Source organism: Salmonella sp. 741265073_HBA (assembly GCF_046569105.1).
GTDB classification, from domain to species: Bacteria; Pseudomonadota; Gammaproteobacteria; order Enterobacterales; family Enterobacteriaceae; genus Salmonella; species Salmonella enterica.
In genome coordinates, this window is the sequence record NZ_JBKFRY010000014.1 from 69,771 (window position 1) to 88,173 (window position 18,403).

Here is an 18,403-nt window from a genome sequence, read left to right on the forward strand (position 1 = left end):
CGGTAGTATAACGGATGGTTTAAAACAGTAAGCTAATAACAGAATGACAAACTGGAGATAAAAAAAACCCCCACATCATGTGGGGGAAGACAGGGATGGTGTCTATGGCAAGGAAAACAGGGTTGTTACTGGGAACGTGAGTTGCTACTACTCAATAATTTCAACGATGAACTTTTTTGCCATTGCGCCACGTCGCGCAGTTGCTCCATTCGTTGCTGATGCTTTTCATTCAAAACCGCTTGCTGCTCCGGCGTTAACAGGCGATACATCTGGTTACGCACGCGGGCCATTTCGACCTGGCGGGCAACCTGCTCTTGCGCCATTTTTTCTGCCTGAGCGCGCACAGCGCTTTCATCAAATTTTTCTGCGGTGACAAGCCGATGCATTGTCTCCATTTCGCTAACATTAACAGGAGGCTGTTCGTGCCTTGCCTGTTGCATAAGATCTCGCATCTGCTGACGCTGATGTTCGGTTAAACTTATGCCGTCAAACATATGATTTTGCGCGCTACGCTGCGTGGTCCCGTCACCGGGGTGCCAGTTATCGCTTGTAACAACTTCAGCTGCGTGGCTTAAAAAACTGAATGCCAGCGTTGAGGCCATAACAGCAGCGGTAACTTTGCGCATCGCTTGCTCCCAAAATCTTTTCTGTCGCGATTCAACGAGAGACAGTTTACGATTCGGGCTGCAAACATGCGTCAGGGGGTGTAAAACAACGTAAAGTCATGGATTAGCGACGCCTGATGACGTAATTTCTGCCTCGGAGGTACGTAAACAATGAATAAAATCCTGTTAGTTGATGATGACCGAGAGCTGACTTCCCTGTTAAAAGAGCTCCTCGAAATGGAAGGTTTTAATGTCCTGGTGGCCCACGACGGCGAGCAGGCGCTTGAGCTTTTGGATGACAGCATCGATTTACTTTTGCTTGACGTCATGATGCCGAAGAAAAACGGTATCGATACGTTGAAAGCGCTTCGCCAGACACACCAGACGCCTGTCATTATGCTGACCGCGCGCGGCAGCGAGCTGGATCGCGTTCTCGGCCTTGAGCTGGGCGCGGACGACTATTTGCCCAAACCGTTTAACGACCGCGAGCTGGTAGCGCGCATCAGGGCTATTTTGCGCCGTTCCCACTGGAGCGAACAGCAGCAGAGCAGCGACAACGGCTCGCCGACGCTGGAAGTCGATGCGCTAAGCCTTAATCCGGGCCGCCAGGAAGCCAGTTTCGATGGCCAAACGCTGGAGCTGACCGGTACGGAATTCACCCTGCTCTATTTGCTGGCGCAACACCTCGGCCAGGTAGTTTCCCGTGAACATTTAAGTCAGGAAGTGCTGGGCAAGCGCCTGACGCCGTTCGATCGCGCCATTGATATGCATATTTCTAACCTGCGCCGCAAACTGCCGGAACGCAAAGACGGTCACCCGTGGTTTAAAACATTGCGTGGTCGCGGCTATCTGATGGTTTCCGCTTCATGATAGGAAGTTTAACCGCGCGCATCTTCGCCATCTTCTGGTTGACGCTGGCGCTGGTGCTAATGCTGGTACTGATGTTGCCCAAGCTCGATTCACGCCAGATGACCGAGCTGCTGGACAGCGAGCAGCGCCAGGGATTGATGATAGAGCAACATGTAGAAGCTGAACTTGCGAACGATCCGCCCAACGACCTGATGTGGTGGCGTCGCCTGTTCCGCGCGATCGATAAGTGGGCGCCGCCTGGACAGCGGTTATTACTGGTGACCTCTGAAGGACGCGTGATCGGCGCTGAACGCAGCGAAATGCAGATCATTCGTAACTTCATTGGTCAGGCGGATAACGCCGATCATCCGCAGAAGAAAAAATATGGCCGCGTAGAGATGGTGGGGCCGTTCTCCGTTCGCGACGGAGAGGATAATTACCAGCTTTACCTGATTCGACCGGCCAGCAGTTCGCAATCCGATTTTATTAATCTGCTGTTTGACCGCCCGCTCCTGTTGCTCATTGTCACGATGCTGGTCAGTTCGCCGCTCTTACTATGGCTGGCATGGAGTCTGGCGAAACCGGCGCGTAAGTTGAAAAACGCGGCTGATGAAGTGGCGCAAGGCAACCTGCGTCAGCATCCGGAGCTGGAGGCGGGTCCGCAGGAGTTCCTCGCCGCTGGCGCCAGTTTTAACCAGATGGTGACGGCGCTGGAACGGATGATGACCTCGCAGCAGCGTTTGCTGTCAGATATCTCCCATGAGCTGCGAACGCCCCTTACGCGCCTGCAACTGGGTACCGCGCTGCTGCGTCGTCGTGGCGGCGAAAGCAAAGAGCTGGAGCGTATTGAAACCGAAGCGCAGCGTCTGGACAGCATGATCAATGACCTGCTGGTGATGTCGCGTAACCAACAGAAAAACGCGCTGGTCAGCGAAACGATGAAAGCCAATCAGCTATGGGGCGAAGTGCTGGATAACGCCGCCTTTGAAGCCGAACAGATGGGCAAGTCGTTAACGGTAAATTATCCGCCGGGGCCGTGGCCGCTCTATGGCAACCCAAACGCGCTGGAAAGCGCGCTGGAAAATATTGTTCGTAATGCGCTGCGCTATTCACATACGAAGATTGAAGTCGGCTTCTCGGTGGATAAAGACGGTATTACGATCACGGTCGATGACGACGGGCCGGGCGTCAGCCCTGAAGACCGCGAGCAGATCTTCCGTCCGTTCTATCGCACTGATGAGGCGCGCGACCGTGAATCCGGTGGTACTGGCCTGGGTCTGGCGATTGTCGAAAGCGCCATGCAGCAGCACCGCGGCTGGGTTAAGGCTGACGATAGCCCGCTCGGCGGGTTGCGGCTCACGCTGTGGCTACCGCTGTACAAGCGAACCTAAAAACCATCGGCCTGCGAATGCAGGCCGATTTTTTATCTCGCCGTCGAGATTTACCGGGAAATGTCTGGCGCTAAAATCCACTCGGCGCTGTCATTCCACACGTCCATCCGGGTAATTTTGCCATCGCGCACTTCGAAGCGGTCGATAAAGCGGTTATCGGCAAACGGGCGACCGTCGGGCCATTCGCCATACAACGTACCGTTGGAATAAATCACAACGTAATCATCATGCTGCACCGCATCAAACTCGCCCAGCGCCTTCTTCACCCACTTGTAGCGAGCGCCGTTAAACTGCGCGATATCTGCCGCGCCCGCCATCGCCCGGCCTCCGGTGAAGGTAATTTTCACCTCCGGGTGCATATACGTTGCGGCGCGTTCAGCATCAGGAATCATCGAGGCCACCAAAAATTCTTTTACGATCGCCACCGCATTTTCAGCTTCAGTCATAACCCTTCCTTTCATTTTGGCGGAGTTTTATCCCCCCACAGTCGTCTGGCGCTATCTTCAATTTTGCCGCTCAAACGACGCTTCTGCATGGTGCGGCTCCAGCTCGCCGACAGCCCGGCGGCGCTCAGCAGCCGATGATATTGTTCGTCATCAAACGGCATAGACCAGGCGATAACACCCGCTTCATGAATCGAGACATCGCTCAGACGCGACGCCAGTTCCAGCGGCGCATCGCTGGAGACTTTACCTGGCGCAATGACCCGATACAACCAGCCGGTTTTTCCGCTGTTCTGCATAAGGAGGGCCATGTCGCTGATGGCAAAGTGGAAATTAAGTTTAAAGCATGGAGAGCGCGGCTGAGTGACCTGGATCAACGCCTCGCCCCAGCGGTAGATATCGCCAATAAACACGTTGTGTTCGGTCATTCCGTCCGTCGACAGATTCTCGCCAAACGCCGGGGCGCAAAACAGCGTCGCCTGCTCGGGGAACTGGCGAATCCAATCAGCATAGTGTTCACGGGGGTAATGGCATAGCGCGCGGTCGGGGCCGCCGTGGATTTTCTTTTCGGCCTGCTGATCGCCTGCCAGACCCAGCTCGGTCAGCATGAGTTCGCCGTCGATTTGCACCTTGGCGATAGCGCTCGGGCGGCTGCCGTCATAGTCACGAATTTTGCCAATAAACACGTCAACCGGATAATGCATCTGCTGCTCCTTACGCGGATACAAAAAAAGCGAGTCATCAGACTCGCTTCTACAGACGTGCAATGCAAATTATTTTTTAGCGGCGAAACGCGCTGCTGCTTCGTCCCAGTTCACCACGTTCCAGAACTCTTTGATGTAGTCCGGGCGGCGGTTCTGGAATTTCAGATAGTAAGCGTGTTCCCACACGTCCAGACCCAGGATCGGGAAGCCGGAAGCGCCGGAAATGGCTTCACCCATCAGCGGGGAATCCTGGTTTGCGGTAGAAACCACAGCCAGTTTGTCACCTTTCAGCACCAGCCACGCCCAGCCGGAGCCGAAACGGGTTGCTGCTGCTTTTTCGAATTCAGCTTTGAAGTTGTCAACGGAACCGAAGTCACGCTCAATAGCCGCTTTCAGATCGCCCTGCAGAGTGGTGCCTTTTTTCAGCCCTTTCCAGAACAGGCTGTGGTTAGCGTGGCCGCCCGCGTTGTTACGCAGCACGGTTTTTTTGTCCGCTGGCACCTGGTCCAGTTTAGTAATCAGTTCTTCAACCGGCAGGTCAGCAAACTCAGGCAGGTTTTCCAGCGCCGCGTTAGCGTTGTTGACATAGGTTTGATGGTGTTTGGTGTGGTGAATCTCCATCGTCTGCTTATCGAAGTGCGGTTCCAGTGCATCATAAGCGTACGGCAGGGATGGCAGTGTATAACTCATAATCATCTCCATTATTGTCGAGCGGCACAGTGTTAACGCCGCGTAAGCAGTTGGTTCATTATAGTTAATTAAATGATATTGAAAATGATTATCAATGCCGTACTTTTTCCAGGGTTATAAACGTTACGGCATCCGCTGAAAAAAACCGTTTTTTACGCCTCCAACCGAAACCGTCTGTTGATGAATTCCTGGAAATCATGAAATGTGAAACAGGGTTTCAAAATCTTTCTTTTGGTGCCAGATTTTGTCAGCGGTGGCAAAATCAAGAAGGTTATAATTTCACCATGCAATTACATTCCCGGTAAATTATTACAATTGCGAGGGAATCATGAAGCAACCTGGTTTTATACGTCTGGCTACGTTGGCCTTACTCTCCACACTCTCTTTCTTCTCCCACGGCGAAACCATTTTGCGCCTGGCCTACGCTGAAAATAGCCAGCCGGTAAAAGATGCGTTGCACTTCCTGGGGCAGCAAGTTGAAGAGAAAACGGGCGGCGATATCAAAGTACAGTACTTCCCGGACGGACAGCTTGGCGGCGAGCGCGAACTGGTGGAGTTGACGCAGGTCGGCGTCGTCGACATCACTAAAGTGTCGTCTGGGCTAATGGAGAGTTTTTCGCCTGAGTACGGCGTGTTCTCACTTCCCTACCTGTTTGCCACCGTCGAGGAATACTACCGCGTAATGGATAACCCACAGGTGATGGAGCCTGTTTATCAGTCCACCGCCGCACAGGGGTTTGTCGGCGTAGGCTGGTATGATTCCGGCGCGCGTAATTTTTATATGAGCAAAGCGCCGGTTAAACGCATTGAGGATTTACGCGGGAAGAAGATCCGCGTCATGCAGAGTGAGACGGCGATCCAAACCCTCAAACTGCTGGGCGCTTCGCCCATCGCCATGAGTCAGGCGGAGGTCTATACCTCGTTACAACAAGGCATTCTCGACGGCGCGGAAAACAATGAGTTCGCTCTCACCATCGCCCGCCACGGTGAAGTCGCCCGTTATTACACCTACGATATGCACACTCGCATTCCCGATATCCTGCTAATGAGTACCCTCACGCTGGAAAAGCTGACGCCGGAACAGCAGCGCATCGTCGAAGCCGCCATCAAGGCGTCGATCGAATTTGAGAAAGCCGCATGGGACAAGGAAATAGAGAAAACCAGGCTGGCGGCGGTAAAAGATTTCAACGTTGAATTCTACGAGATCGACAAAAAGCCCTTCCAGAAGGCAGTACAGCCTATTTACGACGGTCTGAAAAACAAGCCGCGGCTTTACGGGCTGTATCAACGTATCCAGACAGCAAAAAATTAATCTAATCAGGAAATTAAGATGAACACATTCAGAAAAGGACTTGATTTATTGCTGGGCGCTATCTGTTGCCTGGTGCTGGCGATAATGGTTGGCATCGCCTGCTGGCAGGTGGTGAGCCGCTACATTCTGGGCGTTCCCAGCACCCTTACCGAAGAGATGCTGCGATTTCTCCTGGTGTGGGTATCAATGCTGGGCATGGCTTTTGTCGCCGGTCAGAAACAGCATATCAGCCTGACTCTCTTACTGGATAAAGTGTCGCCGACGATTCGCGGCTGGTGGGATATTATTCTGCAGGTCATTTTTATCGCGTTTTCCATTTGGGTATTGATTATCGGCGGCTTAAAGATTTCTGCGATTTCTATGCTGCAAATCTCCCCTGCGCTGGGCATTCCGATGGGGAAAATTTATTACGCACTCCCCTGCGCGGGCGTACTGATCATCCTCTATGGGCTGCTGAATATCGTTGACGCCCTGAAAGCTATCCATTCCGCCACGGATACCACTGAGCACACTCTGGAGAAATCACATGATTGACCCTATTTTTGCGTCCTGTACGCTAATTGCCGTCTTTGTTGTTTTACTGGCCATGGGCGCGCCTATCGGGATCTGCATCGTTATCGCCTCTTTCAGCACCATGATGCTGGTACTGCCTTTCGATATTTCGATGTTCGCCACCGCGCAAAAAATGTTCTCCAGCCTGGACAGTTTTGCCTTGCTGGCCGTGCCGTTCTTCGTTTTGTCCGGGGTGATCATGAATAGCGGGGGAATTGCCGCCCGACTGGTCAATTTTGCCAAACTGTTTACTGGCAAACTACCCGGCTCGCTCTCTTACACCAACATCGTCGGCAATATGATGTTCGGTGCAATTTCCGGATCGGCGATTGCCGCCTCAACCTCTATCGGCGGCGTGATGGTGCCGATGAGCGCGCGCGAAGGTTACGATCGCGGCTTTGCGGCCGCGGTGAATATCGCCTCCGCGCCGACGGGAATGTTAATTCCACCCACCACGGCTTTTATCCTTTATGCGCTGGCAAGCGGGGGAACATCGATTGCCGCTCTGTTCGCCGGCGGTCTGGTTGCGGGTGTGCTGTGGGGCGTTGGCTGTATGCTGGTCACGCTGGTGGTCGCTAAGCGTCGAAATTATCGGGTTTTCTTCACCGTCCAAAAAGGCATGGCGCTAAAAGTTGCCGTTGAGGCCATTCCCAGCCTGCTGCTGATCGTGATTATTGTCGGCGGCATTGTGCAGGGGATTTTCACCGCCATTGAAGCCTCCGCGATTGCCGTGGTGTATACGTTATTGCTGACGATGGTGTTTTACCGCACGCTGAAAATTAAGGATTTGCCTTCGATTTTGCTCCAGACAGTGGTAATGACCGGGGTCATCATGTTCCTGCTGGCAACCTCTTCGGCGATGTCCTTCTCGATGTCGATCACCAATATTCCTGCGGCGCTGAGCGATATGATCCTCGGTATTTCCGCCAATAAACTGGTTATCCTGTTAGTCATTACCGTCTTTTTGTTGATTATCGGCGCATTCATGGATATCGGTCCGGCCATTCTGATTTTTACGCCGATTCTGCTGCCGATCATGGCTAAACTGGGCGTCGATCCGGTGCATTTCGGCATTATCATGATCTATAACCTGGCGATTGGCACCATTACGCCGCCAGTTGGCAGTGGTTTATATGTCGGGGCGAGCGTCGGTAAGGTCAAAGTTGAGGAAGTGATTAAACCGTTGCTGCCTTTTTACGGCGCGATTATCGGCGTTCTGTTATTAATTACCTACATTCCGGAAATCACACTGTTCTTACCCCGTCTACTGGGCATCATGTAAGCGCATAGTTTCCTGCACATCTCGTTGCCGGATGGCGATTCGCGTCTTATCCGGCCAACGCGCGATAATAATTATCCGCAGGTAATCACCAGGTAAAAAAAACCGGCTACCTATAAAGTAGCCGGAAAAGGGAATAAATAATAAACAGGGATAATGATTAGAATGTGTAGCCTATACCCACGCGGAAACGGGTTTGTCTTTCATCGCTGTTGCTATTGACGGAAACATTACCTACCTCAACGAATGGCGACCATTGGTCAATAATATAGGCAGTTCTGAAGTTATATTCATAGTTATCTTTGCCGCCATCGTAAAGATCATATTTATCGGCTTTCTTATAAATTCCTTCGATTGTCCAGTCAAAGTTGTTCCATTTATAACCTGCCCAGACATCCATACGATTGATGGTATCATCATCCCGGATATCAGAAGAACGGCGTACATATTCAAAACGATAGCGCGCGCCAACCCACCAGCTTTCATTTAATGTCCACGTCGCGCGGAAGTAAGGCTTATAGGTAGAGTAACCATTGCCTGTTTCCAGCACAAAACCCGGTTGCCAGGCGACATCACCGGTTTTAAATTGGTAGCTTATCGTATATTCGTTGCCCTGTGTTTCCAGGTCATTAAACGCTTTATTGGTGTCATCCCCGCCTGATTTTGAGATAGCTTCTATCGCAAAACCAAAACCATTCGCAAACCGATGAGAAATATACGCACGGTCATAGTTAGCTTTACTGTCGTCAAGATATTCATGACGAACATCGACATATACTGCATGCGCATTTGTTACAACAAGAGGTAATAGTAAGAAAAGAGATTTTCTCATAACAGAATCCATTTAATTTAAAATTAAAACGTTGTTTTATGTCAGGCCGTTACAACCATAATACGCAATGTGAATGGCGACAATATAGGCAAAGATCTTTAATTTAAAATTGGGATAATGTTCAAAAAGCAAAATAAAATAAATGAAATTCATATTCGTCATATAAAATAAAAATCAAAACACCATCAACAACGCCAATATAGGGATTTCCCTATATTTATATTTCATTGATTCCTAACGTTAATTTCAATATATTTAAATTGTAAATACAAATAAAACAACTAAATAATTACTGTATAACTACCCTTTTATCAAACGGTAAGTCAGACTATTCCCATTATGTGAGCTCACGCAGCGTTTTCTTTGCATTGTTGCCAGCTAAGTCGTTTCGTGTCGTTATGATGAAGGTATTTTAGAAAACAAATATTACCCACTGATTTAAATAACATCCAGACGGCCACGATGCGCTCCGACTTTTTTAAAACGTGAAGTTAATCACTTCATTAACGTGCTGATTGCCAGAATACACCCAACGGCGGCAATCGTTATAAGGTTACCAGGCTGCGTAATTTTTAAACTCATGCAAACGGAAGGGGTATCCCGTCCATAAAAAATAATGAGGAACATGTCATGAGTAACGCGATTACGATGGGTATTTTCTGGCATTTGATAGGGGCGGCCAGTGCAGCCTGCTTCTATGCCCCGTTCAAGCAAGTGAAACAGTGGTCATGGGAAACCATGTGGTCAGTGGGCGGCATCGTCTCCTGGCTTATTCTGCCGTGGACAATTAGCGCTCTGTTACTGCCTGATTTCTGGGCCTATTATGGACAGTTTAACCTCTCCACCCTTTTACCGGTTTTTCTGTTCGGCGCCATGTGGGGCATCGGCAATATTAATTACGGTCTGACTATGCGTTATCTCGGGATGTCGATGGGTATCGGCATCGCTATTGGCATTACGCTTATCGTCGGCACGCTGATGACGCCTATCATCAACGGTAACTTCGATGTGTTAATCCATACCGAAGGGGGACGCATGACGCTACTTGGCGTTTTTGTCGCGCTGATCGGCGTCGGGATTGTGACGCGCGCCGGACAGTTAAAAGAACGCAAAATGGGCATTAAAGCGGAGGAGTTCAATCTGAAGAAAGGGCTTCTGCTGGCAGTGATGTGCGGTATTTTCTCGGCGGGGATGTCTTTTGCCATGAACGCCGCGAAACCGATGCATGAAGCTGCTGCCGCGCTTGGCGTTGACCCGCTCTATGTCGCGCTGCCGAGTTACGTGGTGATTATGGGCGGCGGCGCGCTGGTTAACCTCGGTTTCTGTTTTATCCGCCTGGCAAAAGTGCAAAATCTGTCGATAAAAGCCGACTTCTCGCTGGCAAGACCGTTGATTATCAGCAATATTCTGCTGTCCGCGCTTGGCGGTCTGATGTGGTATTTACAGTTCTTTTTTTATGCTTGGGGTCACGCGCGCATTCCCGCGCAATATGACTACATGAGCTGGATGCTGCACATGAGCTTCTATGTGCTGTGCGGGGGGCTTGTCGGTCTGGTGCTAAAAGAGTGGAAAAATGCTGGCCGCCGTCCCGTTGCCGTATTAAGCCTCGGCTGCGTGGTAATTATTATCGCGGCGAATATTGTCGGTTTAGGCATGGCCAGTTAATCGCTTTGATTACTGAGATGACGCCATTGGCTCGGCGTCATCCCGGTTTCCCGCGTGAACACCACTGAAAAATAATTGCTATCTTCAAAACCGCACTGCATCGAAATCTCGCTAATCATCAGCGGGCTATGCTGAAGCAGATACTGCGCGTGGCAAATACGGACCTGGCGTAAATATTGATTAATCGTCATCCCGGTTTGGGCGCGAAACTGCTGCCGCAGCACCCGTTCGCTGCATTGTTCCTGCTGGCAAAACGCATCCAGCGCAAAGGGACGCTCAAGGCTATTAGCCAAAGCGGTAATTAATTTATCCAACAGGGTTTCTCTGGAGGTTGCCGGAAGATCGTCGGTCGCATAGCGATGCCGTTTTAACGTCATCACCAGTTGACCAAACAGCAATTCCGCCATCTCATTCGCCAGCGGATCGCGTCCATTACTCTCATGTTCAAGCTGGTTAATGACCTGCCGCGCCTGATTCATTCCCATACTGCCCAGCCGCCAGTGAGGATGCCACTGCGCTCCCTGAAAGCCGGGAATCATCGCCTGCCAGTTTACATTGAGTTTCAAACGCTCCGGGCAGTAAATGATATTTTGCAGCACCAGATCGTTAACGGAGGTATAGGAGTGTTTGTCTTCAGCACGAATGTAAAACAGATCGCCGCGGGTAATTCTGTATGGGCGCTCATTAAGAACGTGTAGGCCATTGCCCCGCCAGACCATCACCAGTTCACAAAACTCATGCGTATGTTCCGCAAAAACATCCTGTGGATAGCGATCGGCAACCGTAACGGCCTGCTGCTCATCAGTAAAAAAATCTTTTTTCAAAAGGATTAACTGATTTGCCACCGCAGCACCTCATGTTGAATGCTTGCCGGATGGCGCTACGCTTATTCTGTCTACCGCTCGCCGCCGTAGGCCAGGTAAGGCGCAGCCGCCATCCGGTATTAAAGGGTATAATTATCAGCATATTGGCGACGAAAACGTTGATAGCGTTCGCGTTACTGGATTATCGCATCGCGTCCCTGGCGGATATCCCGCGGCGACCAGTTAAATTCTCGGCGAAACAGAGTCGAAAAGTGGTTACTGTCGCCAAAACCGCAGCGGTACGCAATTTCTGTCACGCTATGATCGCTATGGCGCAATAAATGCCGGGCTTTGATCAAACGCAGGCGATTAAGATAACGTTGCGGCGTCAGCCCGGTATGCTGTTTAAGCTGACGATGCAGCGTACGTAGCGACAGCGAAAACTGTTCAGCTACCGCCTCCCAGCAGACCTCCTCCGCAAAATGGTCTTCCAGCCATGCCATCAGTTGGTTGAGTTTGGCGTCGTTATTGGTCGCGCCTTCCATCAGGCTACTGCGGCGCAACAACACCAGTAGTTGCATAAACAAAATTTCGCGATTCGCCACCGCAGGCGCATCCATGCTGTCTCCGGCGCGCTCCATCAGACCGACCAACTGGCGCACCTGCTGCAACACACTCTGATTCACCCGCCAGTGAGAAGGATAGTAACCATCCTGCTCCTGCGGCAGCAATTGATCCAGCCCCGCCAGGAATTGGAAAGCGTCCGGCGAACGCCACAGTACATTCGTCAGGCATAGGTTGTCGGTATGTTCATATAAATGCCGGTCGTGATCGCGAACAAAACACACGGTACCGCCGCTGATGGTATACGGCTGCCCGTTGAATACATGAATGCCCGTACCGTGTTCCACAATCACGATTTCATGAAAATCATGATGATGTTCAGGGAAAGCGGCTTGCGGCAGACGGGGTTCAATCGCCACGGGCGCTTTACCTGATGGAAAAAAATCCACGCTATGCAGTACGGTCATGGTTGCTTCCTCCTGAATTCAACATGTCCGAATAGTAATTAAGGGCTATCGGCCTCACCTTAAATTTTTGACGCTAAAGCGCGCAAACATGGTCTTTTTTTCAAGAAAAGGCGGGAAAAAGCGGGAAATGCGGACGACATCACACCGGCCTATTAGTAGAAACTGTGAACGCTATCACGTTCATCTTTGCCTTGTTGCCAGCGGCTCATTTTCCTGTCAGTAACGAGAAGGTAGGTCTTTGAGGGCTTTTTTAGACTGTGCGCAATGACTCTAAGAAGGACCTGATTATGACTTTTCGCCATTGTGTCGCGGTTGATCTCGGCGCATCCAGCGGGCGCGTGATGCTGGCGCGTTACGACAGCAAACACCGTACCCTGACGCTACGTGAAATTCACCGTTTTGTGAACTGCCTACAAAAAACAGACGGGTTTGACACCTGGGACATCGACAGTCTGGAAAAGGATATCCGTCTTGGTCTGAAGAAAGTCTGCAATGAAGGCATTCTTATCGACAGCATCGGCATCGACACCTGGGGCGTCGATTATGTCCTGCTGGATAAACAAGGTCAGCGTGTCGGCCTGCCGGTCTCCTACCGCGATAACCGTACCACGGGCATCATGCCGCAAGCGCTGGTCCAGATCGGCAAAAGCGAAATCTATCGCCGCAGCGGGATTCAGTTTCTGCCGTTTAACACCATCTATCAGCTACGCGCGCTGACGAAACAACAGCCTGAGTTAACGGCGCAGGTCGCTCATGCGCTGCTGATGCCCGATTATTTCAGCTACCGCCTGACCGGTGAAATGAACTGGGAATACACCAACGCCACGACCACCCAGTTGGTCAATATCAATACCGATGACTGGGACGAGACCCTGCTGGCGTGGACTGGCGCGAAAAAGAGCTGGTTCGGTCGCCCCTCGCACCCTGGCAATGTTATCGGCGACTGGATTTGCCCGCAGGGCAACCGTATTCCGGTGGTAGCCGTCGCCAGCCACGATACCGCCAGCGCCGTTATTGCCTCTCCGCTGGCAAATAAACATAGCGCTTACCTGTCTTCAGGCACCTGGTCGTTGATGGGTTTTGAAAGCAAAATGCCCTACACCACCGACAACGCGCTGGCTGCCAATATCACCAACGAAGGCGGCGCGGAAGGGCGTTATCGGGTACTGAAAAACATTATGGGTTTGTGGCTGCTCCAGCGTGTGCTGAAAGAACGGCGCATTACCGATCTGCCTGCGCTTATCGCCCAAACAGAAGCGCTGCCGGCCTGCCGTTTCCTGATTAACCCGAATGACGATCGCTTTATCAATCCTGACGATATGAGCGCCGAAATCCAGGCCGCCTGTCGCGAGACCGACCAGCCCGTTCCCGTCAGCGATGCCGAACTGGCGCGCTGCATTTTCGACAGTCTGGCGCTGTTGTATGCCGACATTCTGCACGAACTGGCAAATCTGCGCGGCGAAAAATTTACCCAACTGCATATTGTCGGCGGCGGATGCCAAAACGCGCTACTCAACCAGTTGTGCGCCGATGCATGTGGCATTCGCGTGATGGCCGGGCCGGTTGAAGCCTCCACCCTTGGCAATATTGGTATTCAGCTTATGACCCTCGACGAATTAAACAACGTCGATGACTTCCGTCAGGTCGTCAGCGCTAACTACGACCTGACAACCTATATCCCTAATCCTGATAGTGAAATTGCCCGCCACGTTGCGCAGTTTCAACCCAAACGACAGACAAAGGAGCTTTGCGCATGACCACTCAACTGGAACAAGCCTGGGAACTGGCAAAACAACGTTTCGCCGCAGTAGGTATTGATGTCGAGGAGGCGCTGCGCCAGCTCGATCGCCTGCCGGTTTCCATGCACTGCTGGCAGGGCGACGATGTTGCCGGATTCGAGAACCCGGAAGGTTCGTTGACGGGCGGAATTCAGTCGACCGGCAACTATCCGGGCAAAGCGCGTAACGCCACCGAACTGCGCGCCGATCTGGAACAGGCGCTGCGTCTGATCCCAGGACCAAAACGGCTGAACCTGCACGCCATTTACCTTGAGTCGGATGCGCCGGTTGCCCGCGACCAGATCAAACCGGAGCATTTTAAAAACTGGGTGGAGTGGGCGAAAGCGAACCGGCTGGGGCTGGATTTCAACCCCACCTGTTTTTCTCATCCACTGAGCGCTGACGGTTTTACCCTCTCTCATCCCGACGCGAAAATTCGCCAGTTCTGGATCGATCACTGCAAAGCCAGCCGCCGCGTCTCGGCATACTTTGGTGAGCAGCTCGGTACGCCGTCGGTGATGAACATCTGGATTCCGGACGGCATGAAAGACATTACCGTCGACCGTTTAGCCCCGCGCCAGCGCCTGCTGGAAGCGCTGGATGAGGTCATTAGCGAGAAATTCGACCCGGCGCACCACATCGACGCCGTTGAGAGCAAACTGTTTGGCATCGGCGCGGAAAGCTACACCGTCGGCTCCAATGAGTTCTACATGGGCTACGCCACCAGCCGTCAGACCGCGCTGTGCCTGGATGCGGGCCACTTCCATCCCACTGAAGTGATTTCCGACAAAATTTCCGCCGCCATGCTCTACGTGCCACGGCTGCTGCTGCACGTCAGCCGCCCGGTACGCTGGGATAGCGACCACGTGGTGCTCCTGGACGATGAAACCCAGGCAATTGCCAGCGAAATCGTCCGTCATAACCTGTTCGACCGTGTGCATATCGGTCTGGATTTCTTCGACGCCTCTATCAACCGTGTCGCCGCGTGGGTTATCGGTACCCGCAACATGAAAAAAGCGCTGCTGCGCGCTCTGCTGGAACCCACAGATCAACTGCGTCAGCTTGAGGCCAGCGGCGATTACACCGCGCGTCTGGCGCTGCTGGAAGAGCAGAAATCTCTGCCGTGGCAGGCCGTCTGGGAAATGTATTGCCAGCGTCACGACACGCCGGCTGGCAGCCAGTGGCTGGACAGCGTTCGCGCCTACGAAAAAGAGATCCTGAGCAAACGTAGCTGACTGCGACACCTGATCTGTAGGCCGGATAAGACGCCCGCGTCACCATCCGGCAATAAATGAAACACGATTGCCGGATGGCGCTGCGCTTATCCGGCCTACGTAAGACCCGAATAACCTTCGGGCAATAAATGGGAACACGAACATGCAAAATATTACCGATTCCTGGTTTGTCCAGGGCATGATTAAAGCCACGTCTGATGCGTGGCTGAAAGGGTGGGACGAACGTAATGGCGGTAACCTGACGCTGCGTCTGGATGAAACCGATATCGCGCCTTTTGCGGCTAATTTCCACGAAAAACCGCGCTATATCGCGCTAAGTCAACCCATGCCGCTGCTGGCGAATACGCCGTTTATCGTTACCGGTTCCGGCAAATTCTTCCGCAACGTGCAGCTCGATCCGGCAGCCAATTTAGGCGTGGTCAAAATCGACAGCGACGGCGCAGGCTACCACATTCTGTGGGGCTTAACCCACGACGCGGTCCCCACCTCTGAACTCCCGGCGCATTTCCTCTCCCACTGCGAACGCATCAAAGCCACCCACGGCAAAGACCGCGTCATTATGCATTGCCATGCGACTAACCTGATCGCCCTCACCTACGTACTGGAAAACAACACTGCGCTGATCACCCGCAAACTGTGGGAAGGCAGCACCGAATGCCTGGTGGTATTCCCGGACGGTGTCGGCATTCTGCCGTGGATGGTGCCAGGCACCGATGAAATCGGCCAGGCCACCGCGCAAGAAATGCAGAAACATTCGCTGGTACTGTGGCCGTTCCACGGCGTGTTCGGAAGCGGACCTACGCTGGATGAAACCTTCGGTTTGATAGATACCGCAGAGAAATCCGCTGAGGTATTAGTCAAAATCTATTCGATGGGCGGTATGAAGCAGACCATCACGCGCGAAGAACTGGTCGCACTCGGCAAACGTTTTGGTGTGACACCGCTGGCCAGCGCCGTAGATCTGTACTGATACCTCCCAACTCAACGCCGGATGCGGCTTTGCCTTATCCGGCCTACAGGTCGGTGCGCATTTTACCGTAGGCCCGATAAGCGTAGCGCCATCGGGCAACAGGGAATCTTTTTAAGGAGAATAGTGATGAGCTTTATGTTGGCACTGCCAAAAATTAGCCTGCATGGCGCTGGAGCGATTGCCGATATGGTGAACCTCGTGGCGAATAAGCAATGGGGCAAAGCGCTGATCGTTACCGATGGTCAACTGGTAAAGCTGGGCCTGCTGGATAGCCTGTTTAGCGCACTGGATGAACATCAAATGTCTTACCACCTGTTTGATGAGGTGTTCCCAAACCCGACAGAAGAGCTGGTGCAGAAAGGTTTTGCGGCGTATCAGAGCGCAGAATGTGACTACATTATCGCCTTCGGCGGCGGCAGCCCGATCGATACCGCTAAAGCGGTGAAAATTCTGACCGCCAACCCAGGTCCATCTACCGCCTACTCCGGCGTCGGCAAAGTGAAAAACGCCGGCGTACCGCTGGTAGCGATTAATACTACGGCAGGTACCGCGGCCGAGATGACCAGCAACGCGGTGATTATCGACTCTGCCCGTAAGGTCAAAGAGGTGATCATCGACCCGAATATCATCCCGGATATTGCCGTGGATGACGCCAGCGTCATGCTGGAAATCCCGGCGTCTGTGACCGCCGCAACCGGCATGGATGCCCTGACCCATGCGGTGGAAGCCTATGTCTCCGTTGGCGCGCATCCGCTCACCGACGCTAACGCGCTGGAAGCGATTCGCTTAATCAATTTGTGGCTACCGAAAGCGGTTGACGATGGCCATAACCTCGAAGCCCGTGAGCAAATGGCATTCGGCCAGTACCTGGCGGGTATGGCGTTCAACAGCGCTGGTTTGGGGCTGGTTCACGCGCTGGCGCACCAGCCGGGCGCAACCCACAATCTGCCGCACGGCGTCTGCAACGCTATCCTGCTGCCAATTGTCGAGAACTTTAACCGTCCGCACGCCGTCGCGCGTTTTGCCCGCATCGCACAGGCGATGGGCGTGGAGACGCGCGGTATGTCTGACGAAGCCGCAAGTCAGGAAGCGATTAACGCTATCCGTACGCTGAGCAAACGCGTCGGCATTCCAGACGGTTTCAGCACGTTGGGCGTCACAAAAGAAGATATCGAAGGCTGGCTGGATAAAGCCCTCGCCGACCCGTGCGCGCCGTGTAACCCGCGCACCGCCAGCCGCGATGAAGTTCGCGAGCTGTACCTGGAGGCGTTATGATCCGCAAAGCCTTTGTGATGCAGGTAAATGCCGACGCGCACGAGGAGTATCAGCGTCGTCATAACCCAATCTGGCCGGAGCTGGAAGCCGTATTAAAATCTCACGGCGCGCATCACTACGCGATTTATCTCGATCAGGAGCGCAATCTGCTGTTCGCCACCGTTGAGATTGAATCCGAGGAACGCTGGAACGCCGTTGCCAGCACCGACGTTTGCCAGCGTTGGTGGAAACATATGCGTGACGTTATGCCCGCGAATCCGGATAACAGCCCGGTCAGCGCAGAGCTAAAAGAGGTGTTCTATCTGCAGTAAGTCGTGTGCCCGGTGGCGCAAGCTTACCGGGCCTACAGTTTTATTTTTTGTCGGCCGGATAAGGCGGTTACGCCGCCATCCGGCAATTTCAATTCTGCTCCGCTACCAGGATAGCCTGTGTATCCGGTTCCAGCGCTTTAAAGATATGCGCCTGGTCGCCGGGATAACAAATGTAATCGCCCTCCGCCAGCTCTTCCGGCGCCTCGGTTAAGCCGACGAGGGCTTTTCCCTGCGTAACAATAATATGTTCCACCGACCCCGGCGGATGCGGGTGAGAGATCCGGTCGGCCCCCGGCTGCGTCAACAGCAGATAGATATCACGCCGCGCGCCGGGCGGACACGCCGCCAGTAATATCGCCTGATAATGCGCCTGCTCCGCCACCACTTTGGTGCCTTCTCCGCGGCGAATCACCTGCGTTTTTTGTACCTGCGGCTCCAGCAGCCTGGCAAAGGGAATGTCGAGCGCGACGCATAGCGACCATAACGTCTCCAGGCTGGGGTTGCCGTTCCCTGCTTCCAGTTGTGAAAGCGTAGATTTAGCGATGCCTGCGCGCCGCGCAATCTCCGCCAGCGACAGTCCGGTTCGCTGGCGTTCGCGTACCAGACTTCTGGCAATGACGCTAATAGGTTGTGTCATAAAGCATCCAACGTTCACTATAACGAACGAAATGTTCGTCT

General features: G+C 52.8%; 19 protein-coding genes. 11 read left to right on the forward strand and 8 right to left on the reverse strand.

Annotation, left to right across the window (positions count from 1 at the left end; genetic code table 11):
* Window positions 1–125 precede the first annotated feature (125 nt).
* Window positions 126–626 carry a cell-envelope stress modulator CpxP gene (gene cpxP / locus ACLD3P_RS17790; protein WP_001233468.1) on the reverse strand — a complete coding sequence of 167 codons (501 nt, stop codon included), beginning with the start codon at window positions 624–626 and terminating at the stop codon, window positions 126–128.
* A gap of 150 nt (window positions 627–776) precedes the next feature.
* Between cpxP and cpxR the strand changes: the two genes are divergently transcribed.
* Together cpxR and cpxA are read left to right on the forward strand one after the other, a co-directional pair.
* Window positions 777–1,475, forward strand: a complete 699-nt coding sequence (cpxR, locus tag ACLD3P_RS17795; RefSeq protein WP_001033731.1) for an envelope stress response regulator transcription factor CpxR — start codon at window positions 777–779, stop codon at window positions 1,473–1,475.
* Window positions 1,472–2,845 (forward strand): envelope stress sensor histidine kinase CpxA, encoded by a 1,374-nt coding sequence (gene cpxA, locus ACLD3P_RS17800; protein ID WP_000580402.1) that lies wholly within the window; start codon window positions 1,472–1,474, stop codon window positions 2,843–2,845. Before cpxR ends, cpxA begins: the two co-directional genes overlap by 4 nt.
* Before the next feature lie 50 nt (window positions 2,846–2,895).
* Here the strand turns inward: cpxA and ACLD3P_RS17805 are convergent, their stop codons facing one another.
* The 3 genes from ACLD3P_RS17805 to sodA form a co-directional block, all read right to left on the reverse strand.
* Window positions 2,896–3,291 carry a nuclear transport factor 2 family protein gene (locus tag ACLD3P_RS17805; RefSeq protein WP_000133441.1) on the reverse strand — a complete coding sequence of 132 codons (396 nt, stop codon included), beginning with the start codon at window positions 3,289–3,291 and terminating at the stop codon, window positions 2,896–2,898.
* Between the two features lie 11 nt (window positions 3,292–3,302).
* On the reverse strand, window positions 3,303–3,992 hold the full coding sequence (gene yiiM, locus ACLD3P_RS17810) for a 6-hydroxyaminopurine reductase (protein WP_000559223.1): 690 nt from the start codon (window positions 3,990–3,992) through the stop codon (window positions 3,303–3,305).
* 69 nt (window positions 3,993–4,061) lie between these two features.
* Entirely contained in the window at window positions 4,062–4,682 is a 621-nt protein-coding gene (gene sodA, locus ACLD3P_RS17815) for a superoxide dismutase [Mn] (RefSeq protein WP_000122632.1), read from the reverse strand.
* Between the two features lie 328 nt (window positions 4,683–5,010).
* Here sodA and ACLD3P_RS17820 point away from each other — a divergent pair, with 328 nt between their 5' ends.
* The 3 genes from ACLD3P_RS17820 to ACLD3P_RS17830 are packed head-to-tail and all read left to right on the forward strand — an operon-like array spanning window position 5,011 to window position 7,828.
* Window positions 5,011–5,994, forward strand: a complete 984-nt coding sequence (locus tag ACLD3P_RS17820) for a TRAP transporter substrate-binding protein (RefSeq protein ID WP_000812822.1) — start codon at window positions 5,011–5,013, stop codon at window positions 5,992–5,994.
* An 18-nt stretch (window positions 5,995–6,012) separates the two neighbouring features.
* Window positions 6,013–6,528 carry a TRAP transporter small permease gene (locus ACLD3P_RS17825; RefSeq protein ID WP_001091413.1) on the forward strand — a complete coding sequence of 172 codons (516 nt, stop codon included), beginning with the start codon at window positions 6,013–6,015 and terminating at the stop codon, window positions 6,526–6,528.
* Window positions 6,521–7,828: a TRAP transporter large permease gene (locus ACLD3P_RS17830; RefSeq protein ID WP_000566800.1), complete on the forward strand. Its 1,308-nt coding sequence runs from the start codon at window positions 6,521–6,523 to the stop codon at window positions 7,826–7,828. The genes ACLD3P_RS17825 and ACLD3P_RS17830 overlap by 8 nt, the downstream gene beginning before the upstream one ends.
* 157 nt (window positions 7,829–7,985) lie before the next feature.
* Here the strand turns inward: ACLD3P_RS17830 and ACLD3P_RS17835 are convergent, their stop codons facing one another.
* Entirely contained in the window at window positions 7,986–8,669 is a 684-nt protein-coding gene (locus ACLD3P_RS17835; RefSeq protein ID WP_000378716.1) for an oligogalacturonate-specific porin KdgM family protein, read from the reverse strand.
* Between the two features lie 618 nt (window positions 8,670–9,287).
* Between ACLD3P_RS17835 and rhaT the strand changes: the two genes are divergently transcribed.
* Window positions 9,288–10,322 carry an L-rhamnose/proton symporter RhaT gene (rhaT, locus tag ACLD3P_RS17840; RefSeq protein WP_000063541.1) on the forward strand — a complete coding sequence of 345 codons (1,035 nt, stop codon included), beginning with the start codon at window positions 9,288–9,290 and terminating at the stop codon, window positions 10,320–10,322.
* On the opposite strand, the gene rhaR is transcribed toward rhaT, so the two are convergent.
* Window positions 10,319–11,167 carry an HTH-type transcriptional activator RhaR gene (gene rhaR / locus ACLD3P_RS17845; RefSeq protein ID WP_000013292.1) on the reverse strand — a complete coding sequence of 283 codons (849 nt, stop codon included), beginning with the start codon at window positions 11,165–11,167 and terminating at the stop codon, window positions 10,319–10,321. The genes rhaT and rhaR overlap by 4 nt on opposite strands.
* A gap of 152 nt (window positions 11,168–11,319) precedes the next feature.
* Window positions 11,320–12,156, reverse strand: a complete 837-nt coding sequence (rhaS, locus tag ACLD3P_RS17850; RefSeq protein WP_001636299.1) for an HTH-type transcriptional activator RhaS — start codon at window positions 12,154–12,156, stop codon at window positions 11,320–11,322.
* Between the two features lie 287 nt (window positions 12,157–12,443).
* On the opposite strand from rhaS, the gene rhaB reads away from it, so the two are divergent.
* The 5 genes from rhaB (at window position 12,444) to rhaM (ending at window position 17,725) form a co-directional block, all read left to right on the forward strand.
* Window positions 12,444–13,913 carry a rhamnulokinase gene (gene rhaB / locus ACLD3P_RS17855; RefSeq protein WP_411006543.1) on the forward strand — a complete coding sequence of 490 codons (1,470 nt, stop codon included), beginning with the start codon at window positions 12,444–12,446 and terminating at the stop codon, window positions 13,911–13,913.
* Window positions 13,910–15,169 (forward strand): L-rhamnose isomerase, encoded by a 1,260-nt coding sequence (rhaA, locus tag ACLD3P_RS17860; protein WP_024798218.1) that lies wholly within the window; start codon window positions 13,910–13,912, stop codon window positions 15,167–15,169. The genes rhaB and rhaA overlap by 4 nt, the downstream gene beginning before the upstream one ends.
* A 142-nt stretch (window positions 15,170–15,311) precedes the next feature.
* Window positions 15,312–16,139 carry a rhamnulose-1-phosphate aldolase gene (rhaD, locus tag ACLD3P_RS17865; RefSeq protein ID WP_001179697.1) on the forward strand — a complete coding sequence of 276 codons (828 nt, stop codon included), beginning with the start codon at window positions 15,312–15,314 and terminating at the stop codon, window positions 16,137–16,139.
* 126 nt (window positions 16,140–16,265) lie between these two features.
* The gene (gene fucO, locus ACLD3P_RS17870) at window positions 16,266–17,414 is read left to right on the forward strand and encodes a lactaldehyde reductase (protein WP_023217882.1); all 1,149 of its coding nucleotides are present in this window, start codon (window positions 16,266–16,268) and stop codon (window positions 17,412–17,414) included.
* Complete coding sequence (gene rhaM / locus ACLD3P_RS17875; protein WP_000619478.1) at window positions 17,411–17,725, forward strand: L-rhamnose mutarotase; 315 nt, start codon at window positions 17,411–17,413, stop codon at window positions 17,723–17,725. Before fucO ends, rhaM begins: the two co-directional genes overlap by 4 nt.
* An 88-nt stretch (window positions 17,726–17,813) precedes the next feature.
* Here rhaM and ACLD3P_RS17880 read toward each other — a convergent pair whose 3' ends face one another.
* Window positions 17,814–18,362 (reverse strand): helix-turn-helix domain-containing protein, encoded by a 549-nt coding sequence (locus tag ACLD3P_RS17880; RefSeq protein WP_001517951.1) that lies wholly within the window; start codon window positions 18,360–18,362, stop codon window positions 17,814–17,816.
* Window positions 18,363–18,403 lie beyond the last annotated feature (41 nt).